The organism is Pseudacidovorax intermedius (assembly GCF_003350475.1).
Classification (GTDB): Bacteria; Pseudomonadota; Gammaproteobacteria; order Burkholderiales; family Burkholderiaceae_C; genus Xenophilus; species Xenophilus intermedius.
Map to the genome: position 1 here is coordinate 140,265 of NZ_QQAV01000002.1, position 25,373 is coordinate 165,637.

The 25,373-nt window shown below is 67.4% G+C and carries 24 protein-coding genes; 22 read left to right on the forward strand and 2 right to left on the reverse strand.

The features are described from left to right. Positions 1-54 precede the first annotated feature (54 nt). The 22 genes from DFR41_RS07290 (at position 55) to DFR41_RS07395 (ending at position 22,542) form a co-directional block, all read left to right on the forward strand. Complete coding sequence (locus DFR41_RS07290) at positions 55-4,791, forward strand: glutamate synthase-related protein (protein ID WP_017759870.1); 4,737 nt, start codon at positions 55-57, stop codon at positions 4,789-4,791. 35 nt (positions 4,792-4,826) lie between these two features. Further along, on the forward strand, positions 4,827-6,305 hold the full coding sequence (locus tag DFR41_RS07295; protein ID WP_017759871.1) for a glutamate synthase subunit beta: 1,479 nt from the start codon (positions 4,827-4,829) through the stop codon (positions 6,303-6,305). 141 nt (positions 6,306-6,446) lie between these two features. Continuing rightward, a complete protein-coding gene (locus tag DFR41_RS07300) occupies positions 6,447-7,271 on the forward strand; it encodes an ABC transporter ATP-binding protein (protein ID WP_017759872.1) in 825 nt (274 codons plus the stop codon). After that, positions 7,268-8,050 (forward strand): lipid asymmetry maintenance ABC transporter permease subunit MlaE, encoded by a 783-nt coding sequence (gene mlaE, locus DFR41_RS07305; RefSeq protein ID WP_043115075.1) that lies wholly within the window; start codon positions 7,268-7,270, stop codon positions 8,048-8,050. Before DFR41_RS07300 ends, mlaE begins: the two co-directional genes overlap by 4 nt. A gap of 9 nt (positions 8,051-8,059) precedes the next feature. Further along, positions 8,060-8,566: an outer membrane lipid asymmetry maintenance protein MlaD gene (gene mlaD, locus DFR41_RS07310; RefSeq protein WP_017759874.1), complete on the forward strand. Its 507-nt coding sequence runs from the start codon at positions 8,060-8,062 to the stop codon at positions 8,564-8,566. Beyond that, on the forward strand, positions 8,563-9,351 hold the full coding sequence (locus tag DFR41_RS07315) for an MlaA family lipoprotein (protein WP_043115074.1): 789 nt from the start codon (positions 8,563-8,565) through the stop codon (positions 9,349-9,351). Before mlaD ends, DFR41_RS07315 begins: the two co-directional genes overlap by 4 nt. 121 nt (positions 9,352-9,472) lie before the next feature. Then, the gene (locus DFR41_RS07320) at positions 9,473-10,126 is read left to right on the forward strand and encodes an MlaC/ttg2D family ABC transporter substrate-binding protein (protein ID WP_114802292.1); all 654 of its coding nucleotides are present in this window, start codon (positions 9,473-9,475) and stop codon (positions 10,124-10,126) included. 13 nt (positions 10,127-10,139) lie between these two features. After that, positions 10,140-10,430, forward strand: a complete 291-nt coding sequence (locus DFR41_RS07325; RefSeq protein ID WP_114802293.1) for an STAS domain-containing protein — start codon at positions 10,140-10,142, stop codon at positions 10,428-10,430. Positions 10,431-10,481: 51 nt separating this feature from the next. Continuing rightward, positions 10,482-11,429, forward strand: a complete 948-nt coding sequence (locus DFR41_RS07330) for an ABC transporter ATP-binding protein (protein ID WP_114802294.1) — start codon at positions 10,482-10,484, stop codon at positions 11,427-11,429. A gap of 5 nt (positions 11,430-11,434) precedes the next feature. Next, positions 11,435-12,205, forward strand: coding sequence for an ABC transporter permease (locus DFR41_RS07335; RefSeq protein WP_017759879.1), 771 nt, complete (start codon positions 11,435-11,437; stop codon positions 12,203-12,205). 74 nt (positions 12,206-12,279) lie between these two features. Next, complete coding sequence (locus tag DFR41_RS07340; RefSeq protein WP_114802295.1) at positions 12,280-12,522, forward strand: BolA family protein; 243 nt, start codon at positions 12,280-12,282, stop codon at positions 12,520-12,522. A gap of 43 nt (positions 12,523-12,565) precedes the next feature. Beyond that, positions 12,566-13,846, forward strand: a complete 1,281-nt coding sequence (murA, locus tag DFR41_RS07345; protein ID WP_017759881.1) for a UDP-N-acetylglucosamine 1-carboxyvinyltransferase — start codon at positions 12,566-12,568, stop codon at positions 13,844-13,846. Beyond that, positions 13,843-14,484: an ATP phosphoribosyltransferase gene (hisG, locus tag DFR41_RS07350; RefSeq protein ID WP_017759882.1), complete on the forward strand. Its 642-nt coding sequence runs from the start codon at positions 13,843-13,845 to the stop codon at positions 14,482-14,484. The genes murA and hisG overlap by 4 nt, the downstream gene beginning before the upstream one ends. Positions 14,485-14,507: 23 nt before the next feature. Beyond that, the gene (hisD, locus tag DFR41_RS07355) at positions 14,508-15,833 is read left to right on the forward strand and encodes a histidinol dehydrogenase (RefSeq protein ID WP_114802296.1); all 1,326 of its coding nucleotides are present in this window, start codon (positions 14,508-14,510) and stop codon (positions 15,831-15,833) included. Then, positions 15,830-16,186, forward strand: coding sequence for a hypothetical protein (locus DFR41_RS07360; protein WP_017759884.1), 357 nt, complete (start codon positions 15,830-15,832; stop codon positions 16,184-16,186). Before hisD ends, DFR41_RS07360 begins: the two co-directional genes overlap by 4 nt. A 35-nt stretch (positions 16,187-16,221) precedes the next feature. Continuing rightward, positions 16,222-17,334: a histidinol-phosphate transaminase gene (gene hisC, locus DFR41_RS07365; RefSeq protein WP_114802297.1), complete on the forward strand. Its 1,113-nt coding sequence runs from the start codon at positions 16,222-16,224 to the stop codon at positions 17,332-17,334. Then, complete coding sequence (gene hisB, locus DFR41_RS07370) at positions 17,331-17,978, forward strand: imidazoleglycerol-phosphate dehydratase HisB (protein WP_244917690.1); 648 nt, start codon at positions 17,331-17,333, stop codon at positions 17,976-17,978. The genes hisC and hisB overlap by 4 nt, the downstream gene beginning before the upstream one ends. A gap of 52 nt (positions 17,979-18,030) precedes the next feature. Then, positions 18,031-18,678, forward strand: coding sequence for an imidazole glycerol phosphate synthase subunit HisH (hisH, locus tag DFR41_RS07375; protein ID WP_017759887.1), 648 nt, complete (start codon positions 18,031-18,033; stop codon positions 18,676-18,678). Between the two features lie 129 nt (positions 18,679-18,807). Next, on the forward strand, positions 18,808-19,554 hold the full coding sequence (gene hisA / locus DFR41_RS07380; protein ID WP_043115076.1) for a 1-(5-phosphoribosyl)-5-[(5-phosphoribosylamino)methylideneamino]imidazole-4-carboxamide isomerase: 747 nt from the start codon (positions 18,808-18,810) through the stop codon (positions 19,552-19,554). 51 nt (positions 19,555-19,605) lie between these two features. Further along, positions 19,606-20,466 carry a D-hexose-6-phosphate mutarotase gene (locus tag DFR41_RS07385; protein ID WP_114802298.1) on the forward strand — a complete coding sequence of 287 codons (861 nt, stop codon included), beginning with the start codon at positions 19,606-19,608 and terminating at the stop codon, positions 20,464-20,466. Positions 20,467-20,474: 8 nt separating this feature from the next. Continuing rightward, complete coding sequence (gene hisF / locus DFR41_RS07390; RefSeq protein ID WP_114802299.1) at positions 20,475-21,254, forward strand: imidazole glycerol phosphate synthase subunit HisF; 780 nt, start codon at positions 20,475-20,477, stop codon at positions 21,252-21,254. 196 nt (positions 21,255-21,450) lie between these two features. Next, entirely contained in the window at positions 21,451-22,542 is a 1,092-nt protein-coding gene (locus DFR41_RS07395; protein WP_425326688.1) for a polysaccharide biosynthesis/export family protein, read from the forward strand. Between the two features lie 129 nt (positions 22,543-22,671). Here the strand turns inward: DFR41_RS07395 and DFR41_RS07400 are convergent, their stop codons facing one another. Together DFR41_RS07400 and DFR41_RS07405 are read right to left on the reverse strand one after the other, a co-directional pair. Then, complete coding sequence (locus tag DFR41_RS07400; protein WP_017759892.1) at positions 22,672-24,909, reverse strand: polysaccharide biosynthesis tyrosine autokinase; 2,238 nt, start codon at positions 24,907-24,909, stop codon at positions 22,672-22,674. A 26-nt stretch (positions 24,910-24,935) separates the two neighbouring features. Further along, complete coding sequence (locus tag DFR41_RS07405) at positions 24,936-25,370, reverse strand: low molecular weight protein-tyrosine-phosphatase (protein WP_043115070.1); 435 nt, start codon at positions 25,368-25,370, stop codon at positions 24,936-24,938. Between the last annotated feature and the right edge of the window lie 3 nt (positions 25,371-25,373).

Sequence of the window (25,373 nt, forward strand, 5' to 3'; positions counted from 1 at the left end):
CGTGCAAGTCCCTATGCTCCCCGCATTCCCCACGATATCTCCGAGGAGCGTGCCATGACCCTGGCAGCAGAAATCGAACACCTCCAACAAAAAGGCCTGTACGTCACCGCCAACGAGCACGACGCCTGCGGCGTGGGCTTCGTGGCCCACATCAAGGGTGAGAAGCGCCACGACATCGTCACCCAGGCGCTGAAGATCCTCGAGAACATCGACCACCGCGGCGCCGTCGGTGCCGACAAGCTCATGGGCGACGGCGCGGGCATCCTGATCCAGATCCCGGACGCGCTCTACCGCGAAGAGATGGCCAAGCAGGGCGTCGCCCTGCCGCCGGCCGGCGAGTATGGCGTCGGCATGATCTTCCTGCCCAAGGAGCATGCCTCGCGACTGGCCTGCGAACAGGAGATGGAGCGCGCCATCAAGGCCGAAGGCCAGGTGCTGCTGGGCTGGCGCGACGTGCCGGTCAACCGCGAGATGCCCATGTCGCCCACCGTGCGCGACAAGGAGCCGGTGATGCGCCAGGTCTTCATCGGCCGCGGCGCGGACGTGATCGTTCAGGACGCGCTGGAACGCAAGCTCTACGTCATCCGCAAGACGGCCAGCGCCAACATCCAGGCGCTCAAGCTCAAGCACAGCAAGGAATACTACGTTCCGAGCATGAGCAGCCGCACCGTGGTCTACAAGGGCCTGCTGCTGGCCGACCAGGTGGGCACCTACTACCTGGACCTGCAGGACGCGCGTTGCATCTCGGCCATCGGCCTGGTGCACCAGCGCTTCTCGACCAACACCTTCCCCGAGTGGCCGCTGGCCCACCCCTACCGCTACGTCGCCCACAACGGCGAGATCAACACGGTCAAGGGCAACTACAACTGGATGCGCGCCCGCGAAGGCGTGATGAGCTCGCCCGTGCTGGGCGCCGACCTGGCCAAGCTCTACCCGATCAGCTTCGCCGGCCAGTCCGACACCGCCACCTTCGACAACTGCCTCGAACTGCTGACGATGGCCGGCTACCCGATCAGCCAGGCCGTGATGATGATGATCCCGGAGCCCTGGGAGCAGCACGCCACCATGGATCCGCGCCGCCGCGCCTTCTATGAATACCACGCCGCCATGCTGGAGCCGTGGGACGGTCCGGCCGCCGTGGTGTTCACTGACGGCAAGCAGATCGGCGCCACGCTGGACCGCAACGGCCTGCGCCCCGCGCGCTACTGCGTGACCGACGACGACATGGTCATCATGGGCTCCGAGGCCGGCGTGCTGCCGATCCCCGAGGCCAAGATCATCCGCAAGTGGCGCCTGCAGCCCGGCAAGATGTTCCTGATCGACCTCGACCAGGGCCGCATGATCGACGACGAGGAGGTCAAGGCCACCCTCGCCCACAGCAAGCCCTACAAGCAGTGGATCGAGAACCTGCGCATCAAGCTCGACGACGTCGAGGGCGCGGGCGAGGCTCCGGCCAGCCCCGTGTCGCTGCTGGACCGCCAGCAGGCCTTCGGCTACACGCAGGAAGACATCAAGTTCCTGATGAGCCCGATGGCCGTCGCCGGCGAGGAGGGCATCGGCTCCATGGGCAACGACAGCCCGCTGGCCGTGCTCTCCAGCAAGAACAAGCCGCTGTACAACTACTTCAAGCAGCTGTTCGCCCAGGTGACCAACCCGCCGATCGACCCGATCCGCGAGGCCATCGTCATGTCGCTGGTCAGCTTCGTGGGCCCCAAGCCCAACCTGCTGGACATCAACCAGGTCAACCCGCCCATGCGCCTCGAAGTGAGCCAGCCCGTGCTCGACTTCAACGACATGGCCAAGCTGCGCGACATCGGCACCTTCACGCAGGGCAAGTTCAAGAGCTACACGCTGGACATCACCTACCCGCTCGCCTGGGGCGAGGAGGGCGTGGAAGCCAAGCTGGCCTCGCTGTGCGCCGAGGCGGTGGACGCCATCAAGGGCGGCCACAACATCCTGATCGTGAGCGACCGCGCAGTGGCCGCCACACAGCTGCCGATCCCGGCGGTGCTGGCCCTGTCGGCCATCCACCAGCACCTGATCCGCGAAGGCGTGCGCACCAGCGCCGGCCTGGTGGTGGAAACCGGGTCGGCCCGCGAGGTGCACCACTTCGCCGTGCTGGCCGGCTACGGCGCCGAGGCCGTGCACCCGTACCTGGCCATGGAGACCCTGGCTGCGATGCACCAGGACCTGCCGGTCGACCTGTCGGCCGAGAAGGCCATCTACAACTACGTCAAGGCGATCGGCAAGGGCCTGTCCAAGATCATGTCCAAGATGGGCGTGAGCACGTACATGAGCTACTGCGGCGCCCAGCTGTTCGAGGCCATCGGCCTGAACACCGAGACGGTGAACAAGTACTTCACCGGCACCGCCAGCCGCGTGGAAGGCATTGGCGTGTTCGAGATCGCGCAGGAAGCCATCCGCATGCACAAGGCCGCCTTCGGCGACGATCCCGTGCTGGAGTCGATGCTGGATGCCGGCGGCGAATATGCCTGGCGCACCCGCGGCGAGGACCACATGTGGACGCCCGACGCCATCGCCAAGCTGCAGCATTCCACCCGCGCGAACAACTTCAACACCTACAAGGAATACGCGCAGATCATCAACGACCAGAGCCGCCGTCACCTCACGCTGCGCGGCCTGTTCGAGTTCAAGTTCGACACCGCCAAGGCCATCCCCGTCGACGAGGTGGAGTCCGCGGCCGAGATCGTCAAGCGCTTCGCCACCGGCGCCATGTCGCTGGGCTCGATCAGCACCGAGGCCCACTCGACGCTGGCCATCGCCATGAACCGCATTGGCGGCAAGAGCAACACCGGTGAAGGCGGCGAAGATCCGGCCCGCTACCGCAACGAGCTCAAGGGCATTCCGATCAAGCAGGGCGCCACGCTCAAGAGCGAGATCGGCGCGCAGAACGTCGAGGTCGACCTCCCGCTCAAGGAAGGCGATTCGCTGCGCTCGCGCATCAAGCAGGTGGCCTCGGGCCGCTTCGGTGTGACGGCCGAGTACCTGTCCTCGTCCGACCAGATCCAGATCAAGATGGCCCAGGGCGCCAAGCCCGGCGAAGGCGGCCAGCTGCCCGGCGGGAAGGTCACCGAGTACATCGGCAAGCAGCGCTATTCGGTGCCCGGCGTGGGCCTGATCAGCCCGCCGCCGCACCACGACATCTACTCCATCGAGGATCTGGCCCAGCTGATCCACGACCTGAAGAACGTGGCGCCGCATGCCTCCATCAGCGTCAAGCTGGTGTCTGAGGTGGGCGTGGGCACCATCGCGGCCGGCGTGGCCAAGTGCAAGAGCGACCACGTCGTGATCGCTGGCCATGACGGCGGCACGGGCGCCTCGCCCTGGTCGTCCATCAAGCATGCCGGCAGCCCGTGGGAAATCGGCCTGGCCGAGACCCAGCAGACGCTGGTGCTCAACCGCCTGCGTGGCCGCATCCGCGTGCAGGCCGACGGCCAGATGAAGACCGGCCGCGACGTCGTCATCGGCGCGCTGCTGGGCGCCGACGAATTCGGCTTCGCCACCGCGCCACTGGTGGTCGAGGGCTGCATCATGATGCGCAAGTGCCACCTGAACACCTGCCCGGTGGGCGTGGCCACGCAGGACCCGGTGCTGCGCCAGAAGTTCGCCGGCAAGCCCGAGCATGTCGTCAACTACTTCTTCTTCGTCGCCGAGGAAGTGCGCCAGATCATGGCCCAGCTGGGCGTGCGCAAGTTCGACGAACTGATCGGCCGCGCCGACCTGCTCGACATGCGCAAGGGCATCGCCCACTGGAAGGCCCGCGGCCTCGACTTCAGCCGCCTGTTCGCGCAGCCCCAGGTGCCGGCCGAAGTGCCGCGCCTGCATGTCGACAGCCAGGACCACGGCCTCGAGAAGAGCCTGGACAACAAGCTGATCGAGAAGTCGCGCCCGGCCATCGATCGTGGCGAGAAGGTGCAGTTCATCGAGACGGTGCGCAACGTCAACCGCTCGGTGGGCGCCATGCTCTCCGGCGCGCTGACCAAGGTGCATCCGGAAGGCCTGCCCGACGACTCGATCCGCATCCAGCTGGAAGGCACGGGCGGCCAGTCCTTCGGCGCCTTCCTGGCGCGCGGCATCACGCTGTACCTGATCGGCGAGGCCAACGACTACACCGGCAAGGGCCTGTCGGGCGGCCGCGTGGTGGTGCGCCCCAGCCTGGACTTCCGCGGCGAGGCGGCACGCAACATCATCGTGGGCAACACGGCGCTGTACGGCGCCACCACGGGCGAGGCCTTCCTGGCCGGCGTGGCGGGCGAGCGCTTCGCGGTGCGCCTGTCGGGCGCCACCGCGGTGGTTGAGGGCACGGGTGACCACGGCTGCGAATACATGACCGGCGGCACGGTGGTCGTGCTGGGCAAGACGGGCCGCAACTTCGCAGCCGGCATGAGCGGCGGCGTCGCCTTCGTCTACGACGAGGACGGCCAGTTCGCCTCGCGCTGCAACATGGCCATGGTCACGCTCGAGAAGGTGCTGACCACCGGCGAGCAGACCGCCGGCGTCGACCGCAAGTTCTGGCACAACGCCCAGACCGACGAGGCCCAGCTGCGCAGGCTGCTCGAAGAGCACCACCGCTGGACCGGCAGCAAGCGCGCCCGCGACCTGCTGGACGACTGGGCCCTGTCGCGTACGAAGTTCGTGAAGGTCTTCCCGAACGAATACAAGCGCGCCCTGGGCGAGATCCACGACCGCAGGATGATGCTGGCCAGCACCGGCAACGATGCCAAGGCCGGCCTGGAGCCGCATGCCGTCTCCGCCGCCGCAGCCGGCTGAGCCGCCGCGCCACGAACCAGAACGAGGAACACACGATGGGAAAAGTCACCGGCTTCATGGAATTCGAGCGGCTCGAGGAGGGCTACCGCCCGGTCGATGAACGTCTGAAGCACTACAAGGAATTCGTCGTCGCGCTCGATGACGAGCAGGCCAAGGTGCAGGGCGCGCGCTGCATGGACTGCGGCACGCCCTTCTGCAACAACGGCTGCCCGGTCAACAACATCATTCCGGACTTCAACGACCTGGTGTACCGCCAGGACTGGAAGAACGCCTTCGCGGTGCTGGATTCGACCAACAACTTCCCCGAGTTCACCGGCCGCATCTGCCCCGCGCCCTGCGAGGCGGCCTGCGTGCTGAACGTGAACGACGACGCGGTCGGCATCAAGTCCCTGGAGCACGCGATCATCGACCGCGCCTGGGCCGAGGGCTGGGTCAAGCCCCGCCCGGCCAAGCACAAGACCGGCAAGAAGGTCGCCGTCGTCGGCGCCGGCCCCGCCGGCCTGGCCGCGGCCCAGCAACTGGCCCGCGCCGGCCACGACGTCACGCTGTTCGAGAAGAACGACCGTGTCGGCGGCCTGCTGCGCTACGGCATCCCCGACTTCAAGATGGAGAAGTCGCACATCGACCGCCGCGTCGAGCAGATGAAGGCCGAAGGCGTGGTCTTCCGCACCGGCGTGGTCGTCGGCGCCGCCAAGGACGCGCTGGGCAAGGGCTCCAAGGTCACCAACTTGGCCAAGGAAACCGTCACCCCCGAGCAGCTGCAGGCCGAGTTCGACGCCGTGCTGCTGACCGGCGGTGCCGAGCAGTCGCGCGACCTGCCAGCGCCCGGCCGCGACCTGGACGGCATCCATTTCGCGATGGAATTCCTGCCGCAGCAGAACCGCGTGAACGCCGGCGACAAGGTCAAGGGCCAACTGCGGGCCGACGGCAAGCACGTCATCGTGATCGGCGGTGGCGACACCGGCTCCGACTGCGTGGGCACCAGCAACCGCCACGGTGCGGCCAGCGTGACCCAGTTCGAGCTGATGCCCATGCCACCCGAATCGGAGAACAAGCCGCTGGTCTGGCCCTACTGGCCGTACAAGCTTCGCACGTCCTCCAGCCATGAGGAGGGTTGCGAGCGCGAGTTCGCCATCTCGACCAAGGAATTCATCGGCGAGAAGGGCAAGGTCACCGGCCTGAAGACGGCGCAGGTGGAATTCAAGGACGGCAAGTTCGTCGAAGTGCCCGGCACCGAGAAGATCCACAAGGCCGACCTGGTGCTGCTGGCCATGGGCTTCGTGAGCCCGGTCTCGCCGGTGCTGGAGGCCTTCGGCATCGAGAAGGATGCCCGCGGCAACGCCAAGGCCACCGTCGACTTCAACGGCGGCTATGCCACCAACGTGCCGAAGGTGTTCGCCGCTGGCGACATGCGCCGCGGCCAGTCGCTGGTGGTGTGGGCGATCCGCGAAGGCCGCCAGGCGGCAAGGGCCGTGGACGAATTCCTGATGGGTTTCAGCGACCTGCCCCGTTGAACCAAAGGGCAGCCGTAAGGTCGAAAACCGGCCTACGTGCTTTCCCTTATCATCGGCCGCCGCCAAGCCGGGATGCCGCACAGGCGCCCCGGCTTTGTGTTTTCTTGAGACTGTCCGTCCTTCCCACCCTCCCTCCCGGCCTTGTTCCCCGTCCATTCCGCTCCTTTCGTCGAGTTTCGTGACGTGCGCTTCGGCTACGGCGAGCGCGCCATCCTCGATGGCGTGTCGTTCTCCGTGCCCCGGGGGCGCGTGACGGCGCTGATGGGCGCATCGGGCGGCGGCAAGACGACGGTGCTGCGGCTGATCGGCGGACAGGTGCGTGCCAACGCCGGCGAGGTGCGCTTCGACGGCCAGGACGTGGGGCGCATGGGGCCTCCTGCGCTCTATGCCGCCCGGCGCCGCATGGGTATGCTGTTCCAGTTCGGCGCGCTGTTCACCGACATGACGGTGTTCGACAACGTGGCCTTTCCCCTGCGCGAGCACACCCAGCTGCCCGAGCCGCTGGTGCGCGACATCGTGCTCATGAAGCTGGACGCCGTGGGCCTGCGCGGGGCCCGGGGGCTGATGCCCAGCGAAGTCTCTGGCGGCATGGCGCGCCGCGTGGCGCTGGCCCGGGCCATCGCGCTCGACCCAGAGCTGGTGATGTACGACGAGCCCTTCGCCGGGCTCGATCCGATTTCGCTGGGCACGTCGGCCCGACTCATCCGCCGGCTGAACGACGCGCTCGGGCTGACGAGCGTGATCGTCTCCCACGATCTCGACGAGACCTTCCGCATCGCCGACCATGTGGTGATCCTTGCCAACGGCAAGGTTGCGGCACAAGGCACGCCGGATGAGGTGCGGGCCAGCACCGATCCGCTGGTGCACCAGTTCGTCAACGCCGAAGCGGAGGGGCCGGTGCGCTTCCACTATCCCGGTCCCACGGTCGACGAGGATTTCGGCCACATGCAGGGAGGCCGGCCATGAGGTGGTGGCATCCCTCCGACGTGGGCTTTGCCGCACGGCGCAAGCTGGCGGATCTGGGCCATGGCGCCCGGCTGTTCGTGCGCCTGGTGGCCGACCTGGGGCCGTGCCTGCGTCGTTTCGGCCTCGTGCGTGACCAGATCCACTTCCTGGGCAACTACTCGCTGGCGATCATCGCGGTCTCGGGGCTGTTCGTGGGTTTCGTCCTGGGGCTGCAGGGCTACTACACGCTGCAGCGCTACGGTGCCTCGGAGGCGCTGGGCCTGTTGGTCACCCTCTCGCTGGTGCGCGAGCTGGGGCCCGTGGTCGCGGCGCTGCTCTTCGCGGGCCGGGCCGGCACCTCACTCACCGCCGAAGTCGGCCTGATGAAGGCTGGCGAGCAGCTCAGTGCCATGGAGATGATGGCGGTCGATCCGGTGCGTCGGGTGCTGGCGCCCCGCTTCTGGGCGGGCGTGATCACCCTGCCGCTGCTGTCCGCCGTGTTCAGCGCCGTAGGCGTGCTTGGTGGCTGGGTGGTGGGCGTGCTCATGCTGGGCGTGGATTCGGGCGCCTTCTGGGGGCAGATGCAAAGCGGGGTGGATGTCCTGCAGGATGTCGGCAACGGCATCGTCAAGAGCGTGGTGTTCGGCTTCACCGTCAGCTTCGTCGCGCTGCTCCAGGGCTTCGAGGCCCAGCCGACGCCCGAGGGTGTCTCCCGCGCCACCACGCGCACGGTGGTGGTGGCTTCGCTGGCAGTGCTGGGGCTGGACTTCCTCCTCACCGCCATGATGTTCAGCCTCTGAGGTAAACCAATGCAACGTTCCCGCAGCGATCTCTGGGTTGGCCTGTTCGTGCTCATCGGCGCGGCGGCGCTGCTCTTCCTGGCCCTGCAATCGGCCAACCTGCTCAGCCTGAATTTCCAGAAGACCTACAAGGTCACGGCCCGCTTCGACAACATCGGCGGGCTCAAGCCGCAAACGGCGGTCAAGAGCGCCGGCGTGGTGGTGGGGCGCGTGGAATCCATCGGCTTCGACGACAAGACCTTTCAGGCCAGCGTGACGCTGGCGCTGCAGGACCGCTACCGCTTCCCCAAGGACAGCTCGCTGAAGATCCTCACCAGCGGTCTGCTGGGCGAGCAGTACATCGGCATCGAGGCCGGGGCCGACGACAAGAACCTGCAGGCCGGCGACGCCATCTCGTCGACCCAGTCCGCGGTCGTGCTCGAAAACCTGATCAGCCAGTTTCTCTACAGCAAGGCGGCCGACGGAAGCTCCTCCGGCGATGCCAACAACAAGACCGGAGAGGGTGCGAAGAAATGACGACGAGAAGAACCCCCGTTGCGGCCCCGTGGCGCGGCGTACGCGCCGTGGCCCTGGGCATGGCGCTCGCAGGCTGCGGCCTGGCGTGGGCCCAGGCGCAGCAGCCGGCTGCCGCGCCGGCCACTGAGGACGCGACCGCGGCGCCTGCCGACCTGCGCAATCCCGCGGATCCCTTCGAGCCCTTCAACCGCCGCATGTTCCGCTTCAACAAGGCCTTGGACGACGCGGTGCTCAAGCCGGTGGCCACCACCTACCGTGACGTGTTGCCGTCGATGGTGCGAAGCGGTGTCACGAACTTCTTCAACAACCTGGGCGACGTCTGGAACTTCGCCAACAACGTCCTGCAATTGAAGGCGCAGAACAGTGCCGAGACCTTCATGCGCCTGAACGTGAACACGGTGTTCGGGTTGGGCGGCATCCTGGACGTGGCCTCCGACCTCGGCATCGAACGGCACAGCGCGGACTTCGGCCAGACGCTGGGCTACTGGGGTGTGCCGTCCGGCCCGTACCTGATGTTGCCGCTCCTGGGCCCTTCGACCGTGCGCGACACCGCCGCGCTGCCCATCGACTGGCAGGGCGACCCGGTGCCCTCCATCGACGACAAGACGGTGCGCTGGAGTCTGACCGGCCTGTGGCTGGTGGACCGTCGCGCGCGGTTGCTGCGGACCACCAGTCTCCTGGAAGACGCGGCACTCGACCCGTACAGCTTCTCCCGCGACGCCTACCTCCAGCGGCGCCGCGCAGAAGTGAATGACGGACGCACGCGTCAAGACGACGACCAGTGAGTAAGCGGGGCCCTTGCAGTTGGTTGCAAGTGCCGCCGCCTCGACGGAAACCCGCGCCGCACCTGGCCGCTCGAATGGGCAGGCAGCGTCGCCGCACACAACGATAGAACGGATAACCACCATGAATTTCGCCATCCAACGACGCACCATCGGCCGCTGGGCCGGAATGGGCGCGATTCTTGTGGCGCTTGGAAGCGCCTCGCTGTCGGCCATGGCCGCCGACGAGGCCCCTGATGCGCTGGTCAAGCGCCTGTCCACCGAAGTGCTGGACACCATCAAGGCGGACAAGTCGATCAAGGCCGGAGACATCCCGAAGATCATGGCCCTCGTGGACGCCAAGATCATGCCCAACGTGAACTTCCAGCGCATGACCTCCTCGGCCGTGGGGCCCGCCTGGCGGCAGGCCACGCCCGAGCAGCGCAACCAGTTGCAGCAGGAATTCAAGACCCTGCTCGTGCGCACCTACGCCGGCGCGCTGGATCAGGTGAGCGATCAGACCGTCACCATCAAGCCCTTCCGTGGCTCGCCGGATGACAAGGAAGTGTTGGTGCGCACCGAGGTCCGCGGCGGCTCCGGCGACCCGGTGCAGATCGATTACCGGCTCGAAAAGACCCCCGGCGATGGTTACGGCTGGAAGGTGTTCAATTTCAACGTGATGGGCGTCTGGCTGGTGGATACCTACCGCACCCAGTTCGCCCAGGAAATCAATGCCAAGGGCATCGACGGGCTGATCGCCACGCTGGCCGCCCGCAACAAGGCCAACGCCCGAAGCTGATCGGGGTGACCCCATGGCACTCGACGCTCTGACGCTGATGCTGCCGCCTCGTCTGACGCACGACGAGGCACCGGCCTGCATGCGGATGCTCCAGCAGGGGCTGACGGCGCAGGCGGGGTCCTCGGCCGTGGTCGACGCGAGCGCCCTGAACCAGTTCGATTCCTCGGCCATCGCTGTACTGCTCGAATGCCGCCGGGAAGCCGCGGCGCTGGGCCGGGGCTTTGCCGTCAAGGGCCTGCCCGCGCGCTTGCGCGAATTGGCCATGCTCTACGGCGTGGCCGGTCTGCTGCCTTCCGCGCCCTGATCTCCCGCCAGGGGCGGGGCCAAGGGGAACGACCTAGAATCCCCACCCCCTATGGCCGCTGTCTCCTTCCAGTCCGTCTCCAAGACCTATCCTCCGTCCCGCGCACAGCGGGCTCATGGCAATCCAGGTCTGCGGGCGCTGGAGGACGTCAGCTTTGACATCGAGGAAGGCGAGTTCTTCGGCCTCCTGGGCCCGAACGGCGCGGGTAAGACCACCCTCATCAGCATCCTCGCCGGGTTGTCGCGGCCCACGTCAGGTCATGTGAGCGTGCATGGCTTCGACGTGCAGACCCACTTCGCCGATGCCCGGCGCCAGCTGGGCATCGTGCCGCAGGAGCTGGTCTTCGATCCCTTCTTTAATGTCCGTGAGACGCTGCGGCTGCAGTCCGGCTACTTCGGCATTGCGCGCAACGACGACTGGATCGACGAGCTGCTCGCCAGCCTGGGCCTGGCCGACAAGGCCGATGCCAACATGCGCCAGCTCTCCGGCGGCATGAAGCGCCGCGTGCTGGTGGCGCAGGCACTGGTCCACAAGCCGCAGGTGATCGTGCTCGACGAGCCGACGGCGGGTGTTGACGTCGAACTGCGCCAGACCCTCTGGCAGTTCGTCGCCCGACTCAACCGCGAAGGCAGCACCGTGCTGCTGACCACCCACTACCTCGAAGAGGCCGAGGCGCTGTGCAACCGCATCGCCATGCTCAAGAGGGGCAGGGTGGTGGCGCTGGACCGCACCAGCGAGCTGCTGAAATCGGCCGCCAGCAACGTGCTGCGCTTCAAGACCGATGCCGAACTGCCGTGGGAGCTGGCCCGCCACGCGCGCATCACCGGCCGCATCGTCCAGCTGCCGGCGCAGAACGCGCTGGAGGTGGAACAGCTGCTGTCCAACCTGCGCCAGGCCGGCGTGCCGGTCGAGGACGTGGAGATGCGCAAGGCCGACCTGGAGGACGTCTTCATCGACCTGATGGCCGGCGAGCAGACTCCGCTGGAGGTCGCGCGATGAGAGAGATGCTGCTGTCGCGCGCCATGGGCTGGCGCGCCCTGCTCGCCAAGGAAGTGCTGCGCTTCTGGAAGGTTGCCGGCCAGACTGTCGGCGCGCCGGTGCTGACTTCGGTGCTCTACCTGATGGTCTTCGGCCATGTGCTGGAGGACCATGTCCAGGTCTACGGCCGCTTCAGCTACACCGCCTTCCTGATTCCTGGCCTGGTGATGATGAGCGTGCTGCAGAACGCCTTCGCCAACAGCTCGTCGTCCATCATCCAGAGCAAGATCATGGGCAACCTGGTGTTCGTGCTGCTCACGCCGCTGTCGCACTGGGGCTGGTTCTTCGCCTATGTGGGCTCGTCGGTGGTGCGTGGCCTCGTGGTGGGCACCGGTGTGCTGCTGGTGACGATGTTCTTCGCGGTGCCGCCCTTCGCGCAACCGCTGTGGATCGTGCTGTTTGCCCTGCTGGGGGCCGCGTTGCTCGGCACGCTGGGCCTGATCGCCGGCCTGTGGGCCGAGAAGTTCGACCAGATGGCGGTGTTCCAGAACTTCCTGATCATGCCCATGACCTTCCTGTCGGGCGTGTTCTATTCCATCGGTTCGCTGCCGCCCTTCTGGCAGGCGGTGAGCCACCTCAACCCCTTCTTCTACATGATCGACGGCTTCCGCTACGGCTTCTTCGGCATGTCGGACGTGTCGCCCTGGCTGAGCCTGGGCGTCGTGGCCGGTGCGCTCGCCGTGGTGAGTACCGTGGCGGTGCACCTGCTGCGCACCGGCTACAAGATCAGAGGCTGAGGAAGACCTGCCATTCCGAGGCCGCGACTGCCTGCTGGCCGCTGCTGCATCCAACGACCGCCCCGCGCCCCACCATGACCGCCCAAGAACTCCAGGCCCTGATCGAGGCCGGCCTGCCCTGCCAGCACATCACGCTGGAGGGCGACGGCCGCCACTGGTTTGCCACTATCGTCTCGGCCGAGTTCGACGGCAAGCGTCTCATCCAGCGCCATCAGCGGGTCTACGCCACCCTCGGTGAGAAAATGCATACCGACGAGGTGCATGCGCTGTCGATGAAGACCTACACGCCTGACGAGTGGGCCAAGCAGAGCGCCTGAGCCCGTTGACCGAACGGCCCAGCCGCCGTTCCAAGGAATCCTGATGGACAAACTCCTCATTCGCGGCGGGCGTCAGCTCGGCGGCGACGTCACCATTTCCGGCGCCAAGAACGCGGCGCTGCCCCAGCTGTGCGCGGCGTTGCTGACCACCGACCCGGTCGTCGTGCACAACGTGCCGCGCCTGCAGGACGTCTCCACCATGCTCAAGCTGGTTCGCCACATGGGCGTGACCGCGCAGCGCGACGACAACGGCACGGTGAGCCTGGACGCCGCCGACCTGACGCAGCCCGAGGCACCCTACGAGCTGGTCAAGACCATGCGCGCGTCGGTGTTGGCGCTGGGCCCGCTGGTGGCGCGCTTCGGCCATGCCAAGGTGTCGCTGCCGGGTGGCTGCGGCATCGGCTCGCGCCCGGTCGACCAGCACATCAAGGGCCTGCGCGCCATGGGCGCCGAGATCGACGTGGAGCATGGCTACATGATGGCGCGGCTGCAGCCTGGCCTCACGCGCCTGCGGGGCGCGCGCATCACCACCGACATGGTCACCGTGACCGGCACCGAGAACCTGCTGATGGCCGCCACGCTGGCCGAAGGCGAAACGGTGCTGGAGAACGCGGCCCAGGAGCCGGAGATCCCCGACCTGGCCGAGATGCTCATCAAGATGGGCGCGAAGATCGAAGGCCACGGCACCAGCCGCATCCGCATCCAGGGCGTGGAGCGCCTGCACGGCTGCGAGCATGCGACGGTGGCCGATCGCATCGAGGCCGGCACTTTCCTGTGCGCCGTGGCGGCCACTGGCGGCGACGTGCTGCTGCGCGGCGCCCGTGCCGATCATCTGGATGCCGTGGTCGAGAAGCTGCGCGATGCCGGTGCGCAGATCACCGAGGAGGCGGGCGGGCTGCGCATCCGCTCGCAGGGCCGCCTCAAGGGACAGAGCTTCCGCACCACCGAATACCCCGGCTTTCCGACCGACATGCAGGCGCAGTTCATGGCGCTCAATGTGATCTCGGAAGGCGCGTCGACGGTGACCGAGACCATCTTCGAGAACCGGATGATGCACGTCAACGAGCTGCTGAGGCTCGGCGCGCGCATCCAGACCGATGGCCGCACGGCCGTGATCGAGGGTGTGCCGCGCCTGTCGGGTGCCTCGGTGATGGCCACCGACCTGCGCGCCTCGGCCTGCCTGGTCATAGCCGGCCTGGTGGCCGAGGGCGAGACGCTGGTGGACCGCATCTACCACCTCGACCGCGGCTACGACCGCATCGAACGCAAGCTCGGCAGCCTGGGCGCCGACATCGAACGCATTTCCACCGGAGTCGCCGCGTGATCACGCTCGCCTTGTCCAAGGGACGCATCTTCGAAGAGACGCTGCCACTGCTGGCCGCTGCCGGCATCGAGGTGACCGAAGACCCCGAGAAGTCGCGCAAGCTGATCCTGCCCACGACCCGCCCCGATGTTCGCGTGGTGCTGGTGCGCGCATCGGACGTGCCCACCTACGTGCAGTACGGCGGCGCCGACCTGGGCGTGACCGGCCTGGACGTGCTGCTGGAGCATGGCAGCGAAGGCCTGTACCAGCCGCTGGACCTGCGCATCGCCCGGTGCCGCCTGAGCGTGGCCGTGCGCGCCGACTACGACTATGCCCATGCGGTGCGCCAGGGCGCGCGCCTCGCCGTGGCCACCAAGTACGTGGGCCTGGCCCGCGAGTTCTTCGCCCGCAAGGGCGTGCACGTGGACCTGATCAAGCTCTACGGCAGCATGGAGCTGGCGCCGCTCACCGGCCTGGCCGATGCCATCGTCGACCTGGTCTCCACCGGCAACACGCTGCGCGCCAACCACCTGGTGGAGGTCGAGCGCATCATGGACATCAGCGCCCGCCTGGTCGTCAACCAGGCCGCGCTCAAGCTCAAGCGCGAGCCCATCCGCCGCATCATCGACGCCTTCGCGTCGGCCCTTCCGCAGAACTGACTCCTTCCCACCCCGCCGCTGCCATGACCCTGCAAGCCACTCCATTGCGTCTCGCCACCTCCGCGCCCGATTTCGAGGCCGCGTTCAAGGCGCGTCTGCATTGGGCGGCGGACACCGATGCGGCCATCGAGCAGCGGGTGGCGGATATCCTGGCCGACGTGCAGCAGCGCGGCGATGCGGCGGTGCTGGAGTACACCCGCCGCTTCGACGGCCTCGAAGCGGATTCGCTGGCCGCCCTGGCCCTGGACCCGGCCGAGCTCAAGGCCGCCTTCGACGCGCTGCCGGACGCGCAGCGCAACGCCCTCGAGGCCGCCGCCCGCCGCGTGCGCAGCTACCACGAGGCCCAGAAGAAGGCCAGCGGCGAGAGCTGGAGCTACCGCGACGAGGACGGCACGCTGCTGGGCCAGAAGGTCACGCCGCTGGACCGCGTGGGCATCTACGTGCCGGGCGGCAAGGCGGCTTATCCGTCGAGCGTGCTGATGAACGCGATTCCAGCCCACGTCGCCGGCGTCGGCGAAATCGTGATGGTGGTGCCCACCCCGCGCGGCGAGAAGAACCCGCTGGTGCTCGCTGCCGCCCACGTGGCTGGCGTCACACGCGCCTTCACCATCGGCGGTGCACAGGCCGTGGCCGCGCTGGCCTACGGCACGGCCACCGTGCCAGCGGTGGACAAGATCACCGGTCCGGGCAATGCCTACGTCGCGGCCGCCAAGCGCCGCGTTTTCGGCACCGTGGGCATCGACATGATCGCCGGCCCCAGCGAGATCCTGGTGCTGGCCGACGGCAGCACGCCGCCCGACTGGGTGGCCATGGACCTGTTCAGCCAGGCTGAGCACGACGAGCTGGCCCAGAGCATCCTGTTGTGCCCCGACGCGGCCTACATCGACGCCGTGCAGCGCGAGATCGACCGGCTGCTGCCGGCCATGCCGCGGCGCGAGATCATCGCCGCCAGCCTGAACGGCCGCGGGGCGCTGATCCACACGCGCGACATGGAAGAGGCCTGCGCGATCAGCAACCGCATCGCGCCCGAGCACCTGGAGGTCTCCAGCCGCGAGCCGCAGCGCTGGGAGCCGCTGCTGAAGCACGCCGGCGCGATCTTCCTGGGTGCCTTCACCAGCGAAAGCCTGGGCGACTACTGCGCGGGGCCCAACCATGTGCTGCCCACCTCGGGCACGGCCCGTTTCTCGTCGCCACTGGGCGTGTACGACTTCCAGAAGCGCAGCAGCCTGATCGAGGTGAGCGAGGCCGGTGCGCGCGCGCTCGGCCCCATTGCCGCCGAGCTGGCCTATGGCGAGGGCCTGCAGGCGCATGCCCGGGCAGCCGAACTGCGGCTGGAAGGGCGGCCGTGAACGCCGCGCGCCAGGCCCTGCTGGCGCTGGCGCTGCTGGGCCTCGCCGCAGCGGCCCCGGCCATGAGCCTGCGCGAGTTCCGCACACTGGAGGCCGCCGGCAAGGAAGGTCCCAACTACGCCAGCTATTACCTGGTCGGCGTGGTCGAGGGCCTGCGCGAATCGGCCGAGGCGACGCAGCGCAGCGGCCAGAAGCCGCCCTTCTGCGTGGCGGGCCGCCGGCTGGAGCCCTCGATGGCGCGATCCCTGTTCCAGGGCGAGCTGGCGCGCAATGCCCAACTCTACGAGGCCGACATGCCGGTGCAACTGGTGCTGTCGGCGGCGCTGCAGAGCGCCTACCGCTGCAGCCAGTGAGCGGCCGATCGTCCGCGTCCGAACGTCCTACCGTCATGACCACCTCTCCGATGTCCGACCTGACCCGCCGCGCCCTCGACCGCATCCGTCCCGATGTGCGCGACATGCATGCCTACGTCGTGCAGTCCGCCGAGGGCATGCTCAAGCTCGACGCGATGGAGAACCCCTACGGCCTGCCGCCCGAGTTGCAGGCCGAACTGGGTGCCCGCCTGGGCGCGCTGGCCGTCAACCGCTATCCCGGTGACGAGGCCCAGCGCCTCAAGACGGCGATCGCGGCCCATGTGGACCTGCCGGCTGGCCAGTCGCTGGTGCTGGGCAACGGCTCCGACGAGCTGATCTCGCTGCTGGCCATCGCCTGCGACCAGCCGGGCGCCACCATCCTGGCGCCGCTGCCCGGCTTCGTGATGTATGCGCTGAGCGCGCAGCTCCAGGGGCTGCGCTTCGTCAGCGTACCGCTGGACGCCGACTTCCAGCTCGACGAGGCCGCCATGCTGGCTGCCATCGCCAAGCACAAGCCGGCGCTGTTGTACCTGGCCTATCCCAACAACCCCACCGCCAACCTGTTTGACGCCGCCGTCATGCGCCGGCTGATCGCTGCCCAGGGCGAGCAGGGCGGTCTGGTGGTGATCGACGAGGCTTACCAGCCCTTCGCCGCCCACAGCTGGCTTGACGAGATCCGTCGCGACCAGGCCGCCCACGGCCACGTCGTGCTGATGCGCACCCTCAGCAAGTTCGGGCTGGCCGGGGTGCGCCTGGGCTACCTGCTGGCGCCCGACGCGCTGGCGGCCGAGATCGACAAGGTGCGCCCGCCCTACAACATCAGCGTGCTCAATGCCGAATGCGCGCTTTTCGCGCTGGCGCATGCCGAGGTGTTCGAAGCGCAGGCCCGCGCGATCCGTGATGAGCGCAGCCGGCTGGTGGAAGCGCTGAAGGCGCTGCCGGGCGTGAAGGTGTGGCCCAGCGAGGCCAACATGGTCCTGCTGCGCGTGCCCGATGCCGATGCCGCCTTTGCCGGCATGAAGGCGCGTGGGGTCCTCATCAAGAACGTTTCTAGAATGCACCCGCTGCTGGCGAACTGCCTGCGCCTGACGGTCGGAACCCCCGACGACAACGCGCGCATGCTGGCGGCCCTCCAAGCCTCCCTATGAACACCCCCACGGCTCCCGACGCCATCGTTGCCGCCGCCGGCGGCTCCACGCCCCCGGCGCGTATCGCCGAGGTCGCCCGCAACACGGCCGAGACGAAGATCCGCGTGCGCGTCGACCTCGACGGCAGCGGCAAGGCCCAACTGGCCACCGGCATCGGCTTCTTCGACCACATGCTCGACCAGATCGCCCGCCACGGCCTGATCGACCTGGACGTGCATTGCGAGGGCGACCTGCACATCGACGGCCATCACACGGTCGAAGACGTCGGCATCACCCTGGGCCAGGCGGTCGCCCGCGCCGTGGGCGACAAGAAGGGCATCCGCCGCTACGGCCATGCCTATGTGCCGCTCGACGAGGCGCTGTCGCGCGTGGTGGTCGACTTCTCCGGCCGCCCGGGCCTGCACATGGATGTGCGCTTCACGAGCGGCATGATCGGCGGCTTCGACACCCAGCTGACCTTCGAGTTCTTCCAGGGCTTCGTCAACCACGCGGGCGTGACGCTGCACATCGACAACCTCAAGGGCGTCAATGCGCACCACCAGTGCGAGACGATCTTCAAGGCCTTCGCCCGCGCCGTGCGCGCCGCGCTCGAACTCGACCCGCGCTCGGCGGGCGTGATTCCCTCCACCAAGGGCTCCCTGTAAACCTCCCGGCGCACCGCCGCCCGACCGGTCCTTTCCGACCCGAATGACTCCGATGAAGAACAGCGTCGCCGTGGTGGACTACGGCATGGGCAACCTCTGGTCCGTGTCCCAGGCCGTGCGCCACGCGGCCGATGCCGCGGGCGTCGAGGTGCACGTGACCGCCGACCCCGAGGTCGTGCGCGCGGCCACCCGCGTCGTGCTGCCCGGCCAGGGCGCCATGCCCGACTGCATGCGCGAGCTGCGCGAGTCCGGCCTGCTGGCCTCGGTGCTCGAAGCGGCCGCGAGCAAACCGCTGTTCGGTGTGTGCGTCGGCATGCAGATGTTGCTGGGCCGCAGCGAGGAAGGCCCCAGCGACGGCCTCGACCTGATTCCCGGTGAGGTGCTGCGCTTCCAGCTGGCGGGTCGCCTGCAACCCGACGGCAGCCACTTCAAGGTGCCGCAGATGGGCTGGAACCAGGTCTCGCAGGCCCGGCCGCACGCCATGTGGCAGGGCATTCCCGACGATGCGTGGTTCTATTTCGTCCACAGCTTCTATGCCCGGCCGCAGGACGCGGCGCACAGCGTGGGCGAGGCCGACTATGGTGGCCGCTTTACCGCGGCGGTGGCCCGCGATAACATTTTTGCGACCCAATTTCACCCGGAAAAGAGCGCCGACCACGGTTTGCAGCTCTACCGGAACTTCCTCCACTGGACTCCCTGAATCGGCCAAGCCGATCACCGCGGCTGCGGTGGGTGCCCGCGTGCCCCCCTGCAGCCCTCGGCGGCCGGTTGGGAACCGATCGTTTTCGCCCTCTTCTCCTTCGTTCCCGGCACTCTTCAGCGCCTCATCATGCTCCTCATTCCCGCCATCGATCTCAAGGACGGCCATTGCGTTCGGCTCAAGCAGGGCGACATGGACCAATCGACCGTCTTCAGCGAAGACCCCGCGGCCATGGCGCGCAAGTGGGTGGAGGCCGGCGCCCGCCGCCTGCACCTGGTGGACCTGAACGGTGCCTTCGCCGGCAAGCCGCAGAACCATGCGGCCATCAAGGCGATCCTGCGCGAGGTGGGCGACGACATTCCGGTGCAACTGGGCGGCGGCATCCGTGACCTGGACACCATCGAGCGCTACATCGACGACGGCCTGCGCTACGTGATCATCGGCACGGCGGCGGTGAAGAACCCCGGCTTCCTGAAGGACGCCTGCGTGGCCTTCGGCGGTCACATCATCGTGGGCCTGGACGCCAAGGACGGCAAGGTGGCCACCGACGGCTGGAGCAAGCTCACCGGCCACGAGGTGGTGGACCTGGGCAAGAAGTTCGAGGACTACGGCGTCGAGTCCATCATCTACACCGACATCGGCCGCGACGGCATGCTCTCGGGCATCAACATCGACGCCACCGTGCGGCTCGCGCAGGCGCTGACGATCCCGGTGATCGCGTCGGGCGGCCTGTCCAACATGGCCGACATCGAGCAGTTGTGTGCGGCCGAAGGCGAGGGCGTCGAGGGTGTGATCTGCGGCCGCGCGATCTACTCGGGCGACCTGGACTTCGGCAAGGCGCAGGCCCGGGCCGACGAGCTGGCCAATGCGGCCTGACGCCGCGGCGCTTTCCTTTCCCGCATTCACGGCCTGCTTCAGGATCTTTGGATGAGCCTGCGCGAGATCACCGCCCAGGGCCAGCCGGCCGTCGAACTTTCGGCCACCACAGGCGACCAGGTCACGGTGGCGGTGCATGGCGGACATGTGCTGTCGTGGCGCAGCGCGGACGGCGCGGAGCGGCTCTACCTCAGCCCCAAGGCGGTGTTCGATGGTCGCGCGGCCATCCGCGGTGGCGTCCCGGTCTGCTTTCCCCAGTTCAACCAGCGCGGCCCGCTCGTCAAGCATGGCTTCGCGCGCAATCTGCCCTGGCAGGTGATCCCCGACGCGGCTGCCGACACCGTCATCTTGGGCCTGACGGCCAGCGACGAAACCCTGGCGGTCTGGCCGGAGCACTTTCAGCTTCGCCTGAGCGTGCACGTGCCCGAGGCCAATGTGCTGCGCATCGACCTGCAGGTGCGCAACACGGGCACGTCGCCCTGGTCCTTCACTGCCGCGCTGCACAGCTACCTGCAGGTGGACGACCTGGCGGATGTGCAACTCCAGGGGCTGCAGGGCGCCGCCCGCTGGGACGCGGTGCGCGACGAGCGTTCGACCGAAGGCCGCGAAGTGCTGCGCTTCGGCGAGGAGTTCGACAGCGTCTATGCCGCGCCCGCCCATCCTCTGGTGCTTCGCGCGGCGTCTGGCGAGCTGCGCGTCACCGCCTCGCCCACCTGCCCGGAGACGGTGGTGTGGAATCCCGGCCCCGCGCTGTGCGCGCGCCTGGCCGACATGCCGGCCGATGGCTGGCGCCACATGCTCTGCGTCGAGGCTGCGGCCATCGACACGCCCGTCGAACTGGCGCCGGGCAGTGAAGTGGGCCTGTGGCAGCAACTCGATGCCCGGCCTTCCTCCTTCTCCTCGACTTCCTGATCCTTCTCATGCTCGCCAAACGCATCATTCCTTGCCTCGACGTCACCGGGGGCCGGGTGGTCAAGGGCGTCAACTTCCTGGAACTGCGCGACGCGGGCGATCCGGTGGAAATCGCTGCCCGCTACAACGCGCAGGGCGCGGACGAACTGACCTTCCTGGACATCACGGCCACCAGCGACGACCGTGACCTGATCCTGCCGATCATCGAGGCCGTGGCCTCGCAGGTCTTCATCCCGCTGACCGTGGGCGGGGGCGTGCGCACCGTGGAAGACGTGCGCCGGCTGCTCAATGCCGGCGCCGACAAGACCAGCTTCAATTCCGCCGCGATCGCCAATCCGCAGGTGATCGAGGACGCCTCGTCCAAGTACGGCGCCCAGTGCATCGTGGTGGCCATCGACGCCAAGCGGCGCACGCCCGAAGAAGCGGCGACGCGGGGCGAAGGCTGGGACGTCTACAGCCACGGGGGCCGCAAGAACACCGGCCTGGATGCCGTCCAGTGGGCCAGCGAGATGGCACGCCGCGGCGCCGGTGAGATCCTGCTGACCAGCATGGACCGCGACGGCACCCGAAGTGGCTTCGATCTTGCTCTCACCCGTGCCGTGAGCGATGCGGTGAGCGTGCCGGTAATCGCCTCGGGCGGCGTCGGCTCGCTGGCGGATCTCGCCGACGGCGTGCAGCAGGGCGGTGCAGACGCCGTGCTGGCCGCCAGCATCTTCCATTACGGCCAGCACACGGTGGGGGAAGCCAAGGCCCACATGGCTAAACGCGGCATAGTGGTGCGTACCTGACAGACTTATACGGAGCCGCATCCAAAGCCGAATATCATCAACATAGCGTTGACCTTTTTTTGGCCACCGCTGCGCGCAGGGCCGTTGCTGCAGCAGTGCGTGATCCACGATCTGACAGGTATTTGATTTGAAACTCCCAGTGAATTTGCCGGCGTGGACGGCGTTGGCGACTGCAGCGCTTCTACAGGGTTGCACCGTGGTTCCCGGCATGGGACCTGTCGGTCCTTATTCGGATCAGGCGGAATTACCACCTAAGTTTCAATATGTGCCGGATGAGGCGCCCGAAGGGCGCATCACTCCCATCACTCAGGCGCTGGTGCGCACATTGCAGGAAGTCGCGCCGCGTGATGTTCCGCCTGAAGTGCAGGCCTTGTTCGGCAAACCGGAGCCCTATTCGATCGGGCCCGGCGATGTGGTCGGCGTCATCGTGTATGACCACCCCGAGCTGCTGCCCAACGCGGGCGCCGTGATTTCGCAACAGACCGATCCAACGGGCGTCAGCGTGGCGCCCGGCTTCATCGTCGGGGGCAATGGCGAGATCTACTTCCCTTACGTGGGTCGCGTCAAGATCGAAGGCCTGACCGAGGCCGAGGCATCGGACCTGATCGCACGCCGCCTGGAGCGCAACATCCAGAGCCCGCAGGTTTCGGTGCGCATCCAGGCCTTCCGCAGTCGCCGCGCCTACGTCGAGGGCCAGGTGCGTGCGCCGGGCTCGCAGATCTTCACCGACCTGCCCATGACGATGGCCGAGGCCATCAATCGCGCCGGGGGCATCACCGATGCGGGCGATCGCTCCTCGATCACGCTCACGCGCGGGGGGCGATCGGTGCGCATCGACCTGACGTCGCTGCGCGAGGCGGGTCACGATCTCAACGACATTCCTCTGCGCAACAGCGACACCATCACCGTCGGCACGCGCGAAGACACCAAGATCTACGTGATGGGCGAGGTGCTGCGTCCCACTGCACTCGCGTTGCGCGGATCGGGTCGTCTGACCCTCAACGAGGCGCTGGGCGAAGCGGGCGGTCCTTCGCTGGACACCTCCAATCCTGGACAGATCTATGTGATCCGCAAGGGAGCGACGGGCTCGCCGGCGATCTTCCAGCTCGACGCCAAGAACCCCGCGGCCTTTGCCCTGGCCACACAGTTCCCGTTGCGTCCCCAGGACGTGGTGTACATCGATCCGGTGCCGCTCGTTCGCTGGAACCGCGTCATCAGCCTGATCCTGCCGTCCGCCTCCGCCGTGAACGTGGGAACGGAAACCATCGACCGCGCTCGAGGCTGGTAAGGGCGGTAGGGCCTGCCTGGCAGGCCGTGATCGCGAAAAAATGGCCGCCCTTGGGGCGGCCATTTTTTTGCCGTGCCTTGTTCGCCGGGCCGCAGCCTCCCGTCGAAGAGAGGCCCTGGTCCGAAGAACTCAGCGCTTGTACTTGTACTCGGTGTAGCGGTAGCCGCCGTAGCGGTAGCCATAGCTGCCATAGTGGCGGCGCGTCATGTCCATGGCGTTGAACACCACGCCCGTCGGCGTGACGTTGCCTTGGCGCAGGCGCTTGACGCTTTCGACGAGCTCGCCCATCTGCGTCTGGTCGGCACGCGCCACCAACAGCACCACGGCCGAATGCGCCCCGGCAGCAGCGGCATCGGCCGCCACCAGCACCGGCGGCGCATCCATCACCACCAGGTCGTATTGAGCCGACAGCGTGTCCAGCAGGCGGGCAAAGGTGTCGGACATCAGCATGTCCGCGGGGTTGGGCGGATAGCGGCCGCTGGTGAGGACATCCAGGTTGGGCACCACCTGGCGATGGATCGCCTGCTCCAGGGTGACCTCGCCCACCAGCAGTTCAGACAGGCCACCTTCACGCGCAAGTCCGAATTGCTTGTTGATATAGCCCTTGCGCATGTCGGCGTCGAGCAGCAGCACCCGCTTGCCCGCCGCCGCCATGATGGCCGCGAAGTTGGCGGAGACGAAGCTCTTGCCGATGCCGGGCGTGGGACCGGTGATCAGCACGCGGTTGTTGGCGCCTTCGAGCATGGCGAACTGCAGCGCGATGCGCAGGCTGCGCACGCTTTCCACCGTCGTGCTTTCGGGGTTGGTGACGGTCAGCACATGCACGCCCTTCTGGCTGGACTCCATGCGCACTTCCAGTACCCCTTGCTCCTGCGTGTACGGGATGACCGACATCACGCTCATGCCGGTGTGGCTCTCGATCTCCTGCGGGTTGCGGATACCGCTGAAGAACATGCTGCGCACGAAGGCGACCGCGACGCCGGCCAGCAGACCCAGAACGCCGGCGAGCGCCACCACCAGGGCCTTTTGCGGCTTGACCGGAAGGCGCGGAGAGATGGCGGAGTCCAGCAGGCGCACGTTTCCGGTCTTGCCTTCCTTCACCAGTCGCAGCTGAAGCGAGTTGGTGAGCAGCGATTGGTACAGCTCACTGTTGACGCGCACGTCGCGCTCGTAGCGGAAGGCCTCCTGCTGGATCGTCGGCATGCGCGAGACGCGGCTGTTGATCGCGTCGATGTTGCGCTGGATGAGGCCGATCTGCTGGTCGATGGTCTGGACGCGCGGGTGGTTCGGGGTGAACAGGGCGATGAATTCACGGCGCTTCTGCTGCGCATCGAGCAGCTTCGTCTGCAGGTCGACGATCTGCGACAGCGCGGCTTTGGCTTCCTCGTCGAAGGCCACCGTGGAGTTCTGGTTGCGGAAGCGCGTGTAGGCATCTTCCGAGCGCTCTAGTTGACGCTTGAACTCGGGCAGTTGTTCGTCGAGGAAGCTCAGCGTGCGCTCTGCCTCAGCTGCCTTGCGCTCGCGGTTCTGGTCGACGTACTTGGTGCCCAGCGCATTGAGGATGGCTGTCAACCGGGTGCGATTGCTGTCTTCCAACTCGACGCTGATCACATTGGACTGGCGGCCCTGCTCGCTGGCCTGGATGTTCCGCTGCAGGTCCTCGATGGTGCGCAGACGCGAGTAGCGGCTCACATTGAATTGCGCGCCAGGCAACGCGTCCAGGCGGTCGATCTTGAGCACGATGGCGCCCGCGGCACCGGGCACGTTGTGCGTGATTTCTTGGCCCACCCGGCCTTCGAAGGGCGCATCAAGCAGCGGATGCTCCACTTCGTAACGCCCGTCGCCCATCGCCGTCACGACGAACGGCGCTTGGTCTTCGAGTCCGCCGGGCACGTCGAAGCGGCTCACCTCGATCTTCTCAGTGCCATAGACGCGACCGGCAAGCCCTGGCAACGTCATGGGGGTGGACAGGCTGCCGGCTCGCCGCGAGAGCCATTCACCCACCAGGGGCACGTAGGCAGGCTTGGCGTCGATGTAGAAGCGAGCCGCATCGACCGCGCCGCCCACGACCAGTCGGGAGCGAAGCACCTGGATTTCGCCCGTGGCCGGCGTCTTGACTTCGAACAGGCTCGAAACGTCGCCCAGGACGCTCTTGGCGTCCGGCGCTGCATCCTCGACCTGGATCAGCAGGTTCGAGCGGTAGATCGGCGTGGCCAGCAGCGCGTAGGCGGCACCGACGATCAGTGCCAGTGCCGTGATGCCGGCCACCAGCCATTTGTTGTCGACCAGGATGTCGAAATACTCGGCCAGATGGATTTCGTCATCGTCGTTCTCCAGGGACGCAGCGGGAGCGGGAGGTGTTTGCATGGGGCTTGCCGGAATGGCGGAGGACTTCAGGAGAGTTTGCGGATGCGTTCGGTCCAGGTCTGGACGCCGGCATCGATCAGCTGCAGTGCGTTCTCGAAGGCTTCGCGGCCGAGCTTGTACGGGTCGGGCACATTCAGCCGGGCGGCGTCGCCGAGCCGGTAGACCTTGCCGCGCACGAAGGGATAGCTCTGTTCGACGAAGCGCTTCTGCGCATCGTCCATGGTCAGGATCAGGTCGGTCTCCTGGCACATGGCCAAGCTCACCTGACGCGCGCGGTGCGCGCCGATGTCGATGCCACGTTCGCTCATGAGGGCGAGCGCCGTGGGATCGGCACCGTGGCCGATGAGCGCGCCGATGCCGGCGGAACTCACGGCGAGGCCGGGAAGCTGCTGTGCGAACAGGGCCTCGGCCATCGGGCTGCGGCAGATGTTCCCGACGCAGAGGACGAGGAGGGAATTCATGGA

Bases quoted from the DNA above. Each gene is read 5' to 3' on its own strand.
- DFR41_RS07290 (WP_017759870.1), top strand. From the start codon at position 55: ATGACCCTGGCAGCAGAAATCGAACACCTCCAACAAAAAGGCCTGTAC.
- DFR41_RS07295 (WP_017759871.1), top strand. From the start codon at position 4,827: ATGGGAAAAGTCACCGGCTTCATGGAATTCGAGCGGCTCGAGGAGGGC.
- mlaE (WP_043115075.1), top strand. From the start codon at position 7,268: ATGAGGTGGTGGCATCCCTCCGACGTGGGCTTTGCCGCACGGCGCAAG.
- mlaD (WP_017759874.1), top strand. From the start codon at position 8,060: ATGCAACGTTCCCGCAGCGATCTCTGGGTTGGCCTGTTCGTGCTCATC.
- DFR41_RS07315 (WP_043115074.1), top strand. From the start codon at position 8,563: ATGACGACGAGAAGAACCCCCGTTGCGGCCCCGTGGCGCGGCGTACGC.
- DFR41_RS07320 (WP_114802292.1), top strand. From the start codon at position 9,473: ATGAATTTCGCCATCCAACGACGCACCATCGGCCGCTGGGCCGGAATG.
- DFR41_RS07325 (WP_114802293.1), top strand. From the start codon at position 10,140: ATGGCACTCGACGCTCTGACGCTGATGCTGCCGCCTCGTCTGACGCAC.
- DFR41_RS07330 (WP_114802294.1), top strand. From the start codon at position 10,482: ATGGCCGCTGTCTCCTTCCAGTCCGTCTCCAAGACCTATCCTCCGTCC.
- DFR41_RS07335 (WP_017759879.1), top strand. From the start codon at position 11,435: ATGCTGCTGTCGCGCGCCATGGGCTGGCGCGCCCTGCTCGCCAAGGAA.
- DFR41_RS07340 (WP_114802295.1), top strand. From the start codon at position 12,280: ATGACCGCCCAAGAACTCCAGGCCCTGATCGAGGCCGGCCTGCCCTGC.
- murA (WP_017759881.1), top strand. From the start codon at position 12,566: ATGGACAAACTCCTCATTCGCGGCGGGCGTCAGCTCGGCGGCGACGTC.
- hisD (WP_114802296.1), top strand. From the start codon at position 14,508: ATGACCCTGCAAGCCACTCCATTGCGTCTCGCCACCTCCGCGCCCGAT.
- hisC (WP_114802297.1), top strand. From the start codon at position 16,222: ATGACCACCTCTCCGATGTCCGACCTGACCCGCCGCGCCCTCGACCGC.
- hisB (WP_244917690.1), top strand. From the start codon at position 17,331: ATGAACACCCCCACGGCTCCCGACGCCATCGTTGCCGCCGCCGGCGGC.
- hisH (WP_017759887.1), top strand. From the start codon at position 18,031: ATGAAGAACAGCGTCGCCGTGGTGGACTACGGCATGGGCAACCTCTGG.
- hisA (WP_043115076.1), top strand. From the start codon at position 18,808: ATGCTCCTCATTCCCGCCATCGATCTCAAGGACGGCCATTGCGTTCGG.
- DFR41_RS07385 (WP_114802298.1), top strand. From the start codon at position 19,606: ATGAGCCTGCGCGAGATCACCGCCCAGGGCCAGCCGGCCGTCGAACTT.
- hisF (WP_114802299.1), top strand. From the start codon at position 20,475: ATGCTCGCCAAACGCATCATTCCTTGCCTCGACGTCACCGGGGGCCGG.
- DFR41_RS07400 (WP_017759892.1), bottom strand. From the start codon at position 24,909: ATGCAAACACCTCCCGCTCCCGCTGCGTCCCTGGAGAACGACGATGAC.
- DFR41_RS07405 (WP_043115070.1), bottom strand. From the start codon at position 25,370: ATGAATTCCCTCCTCGTCCTCTGCGTCGGGAACATCTGCCGCAGCCCG.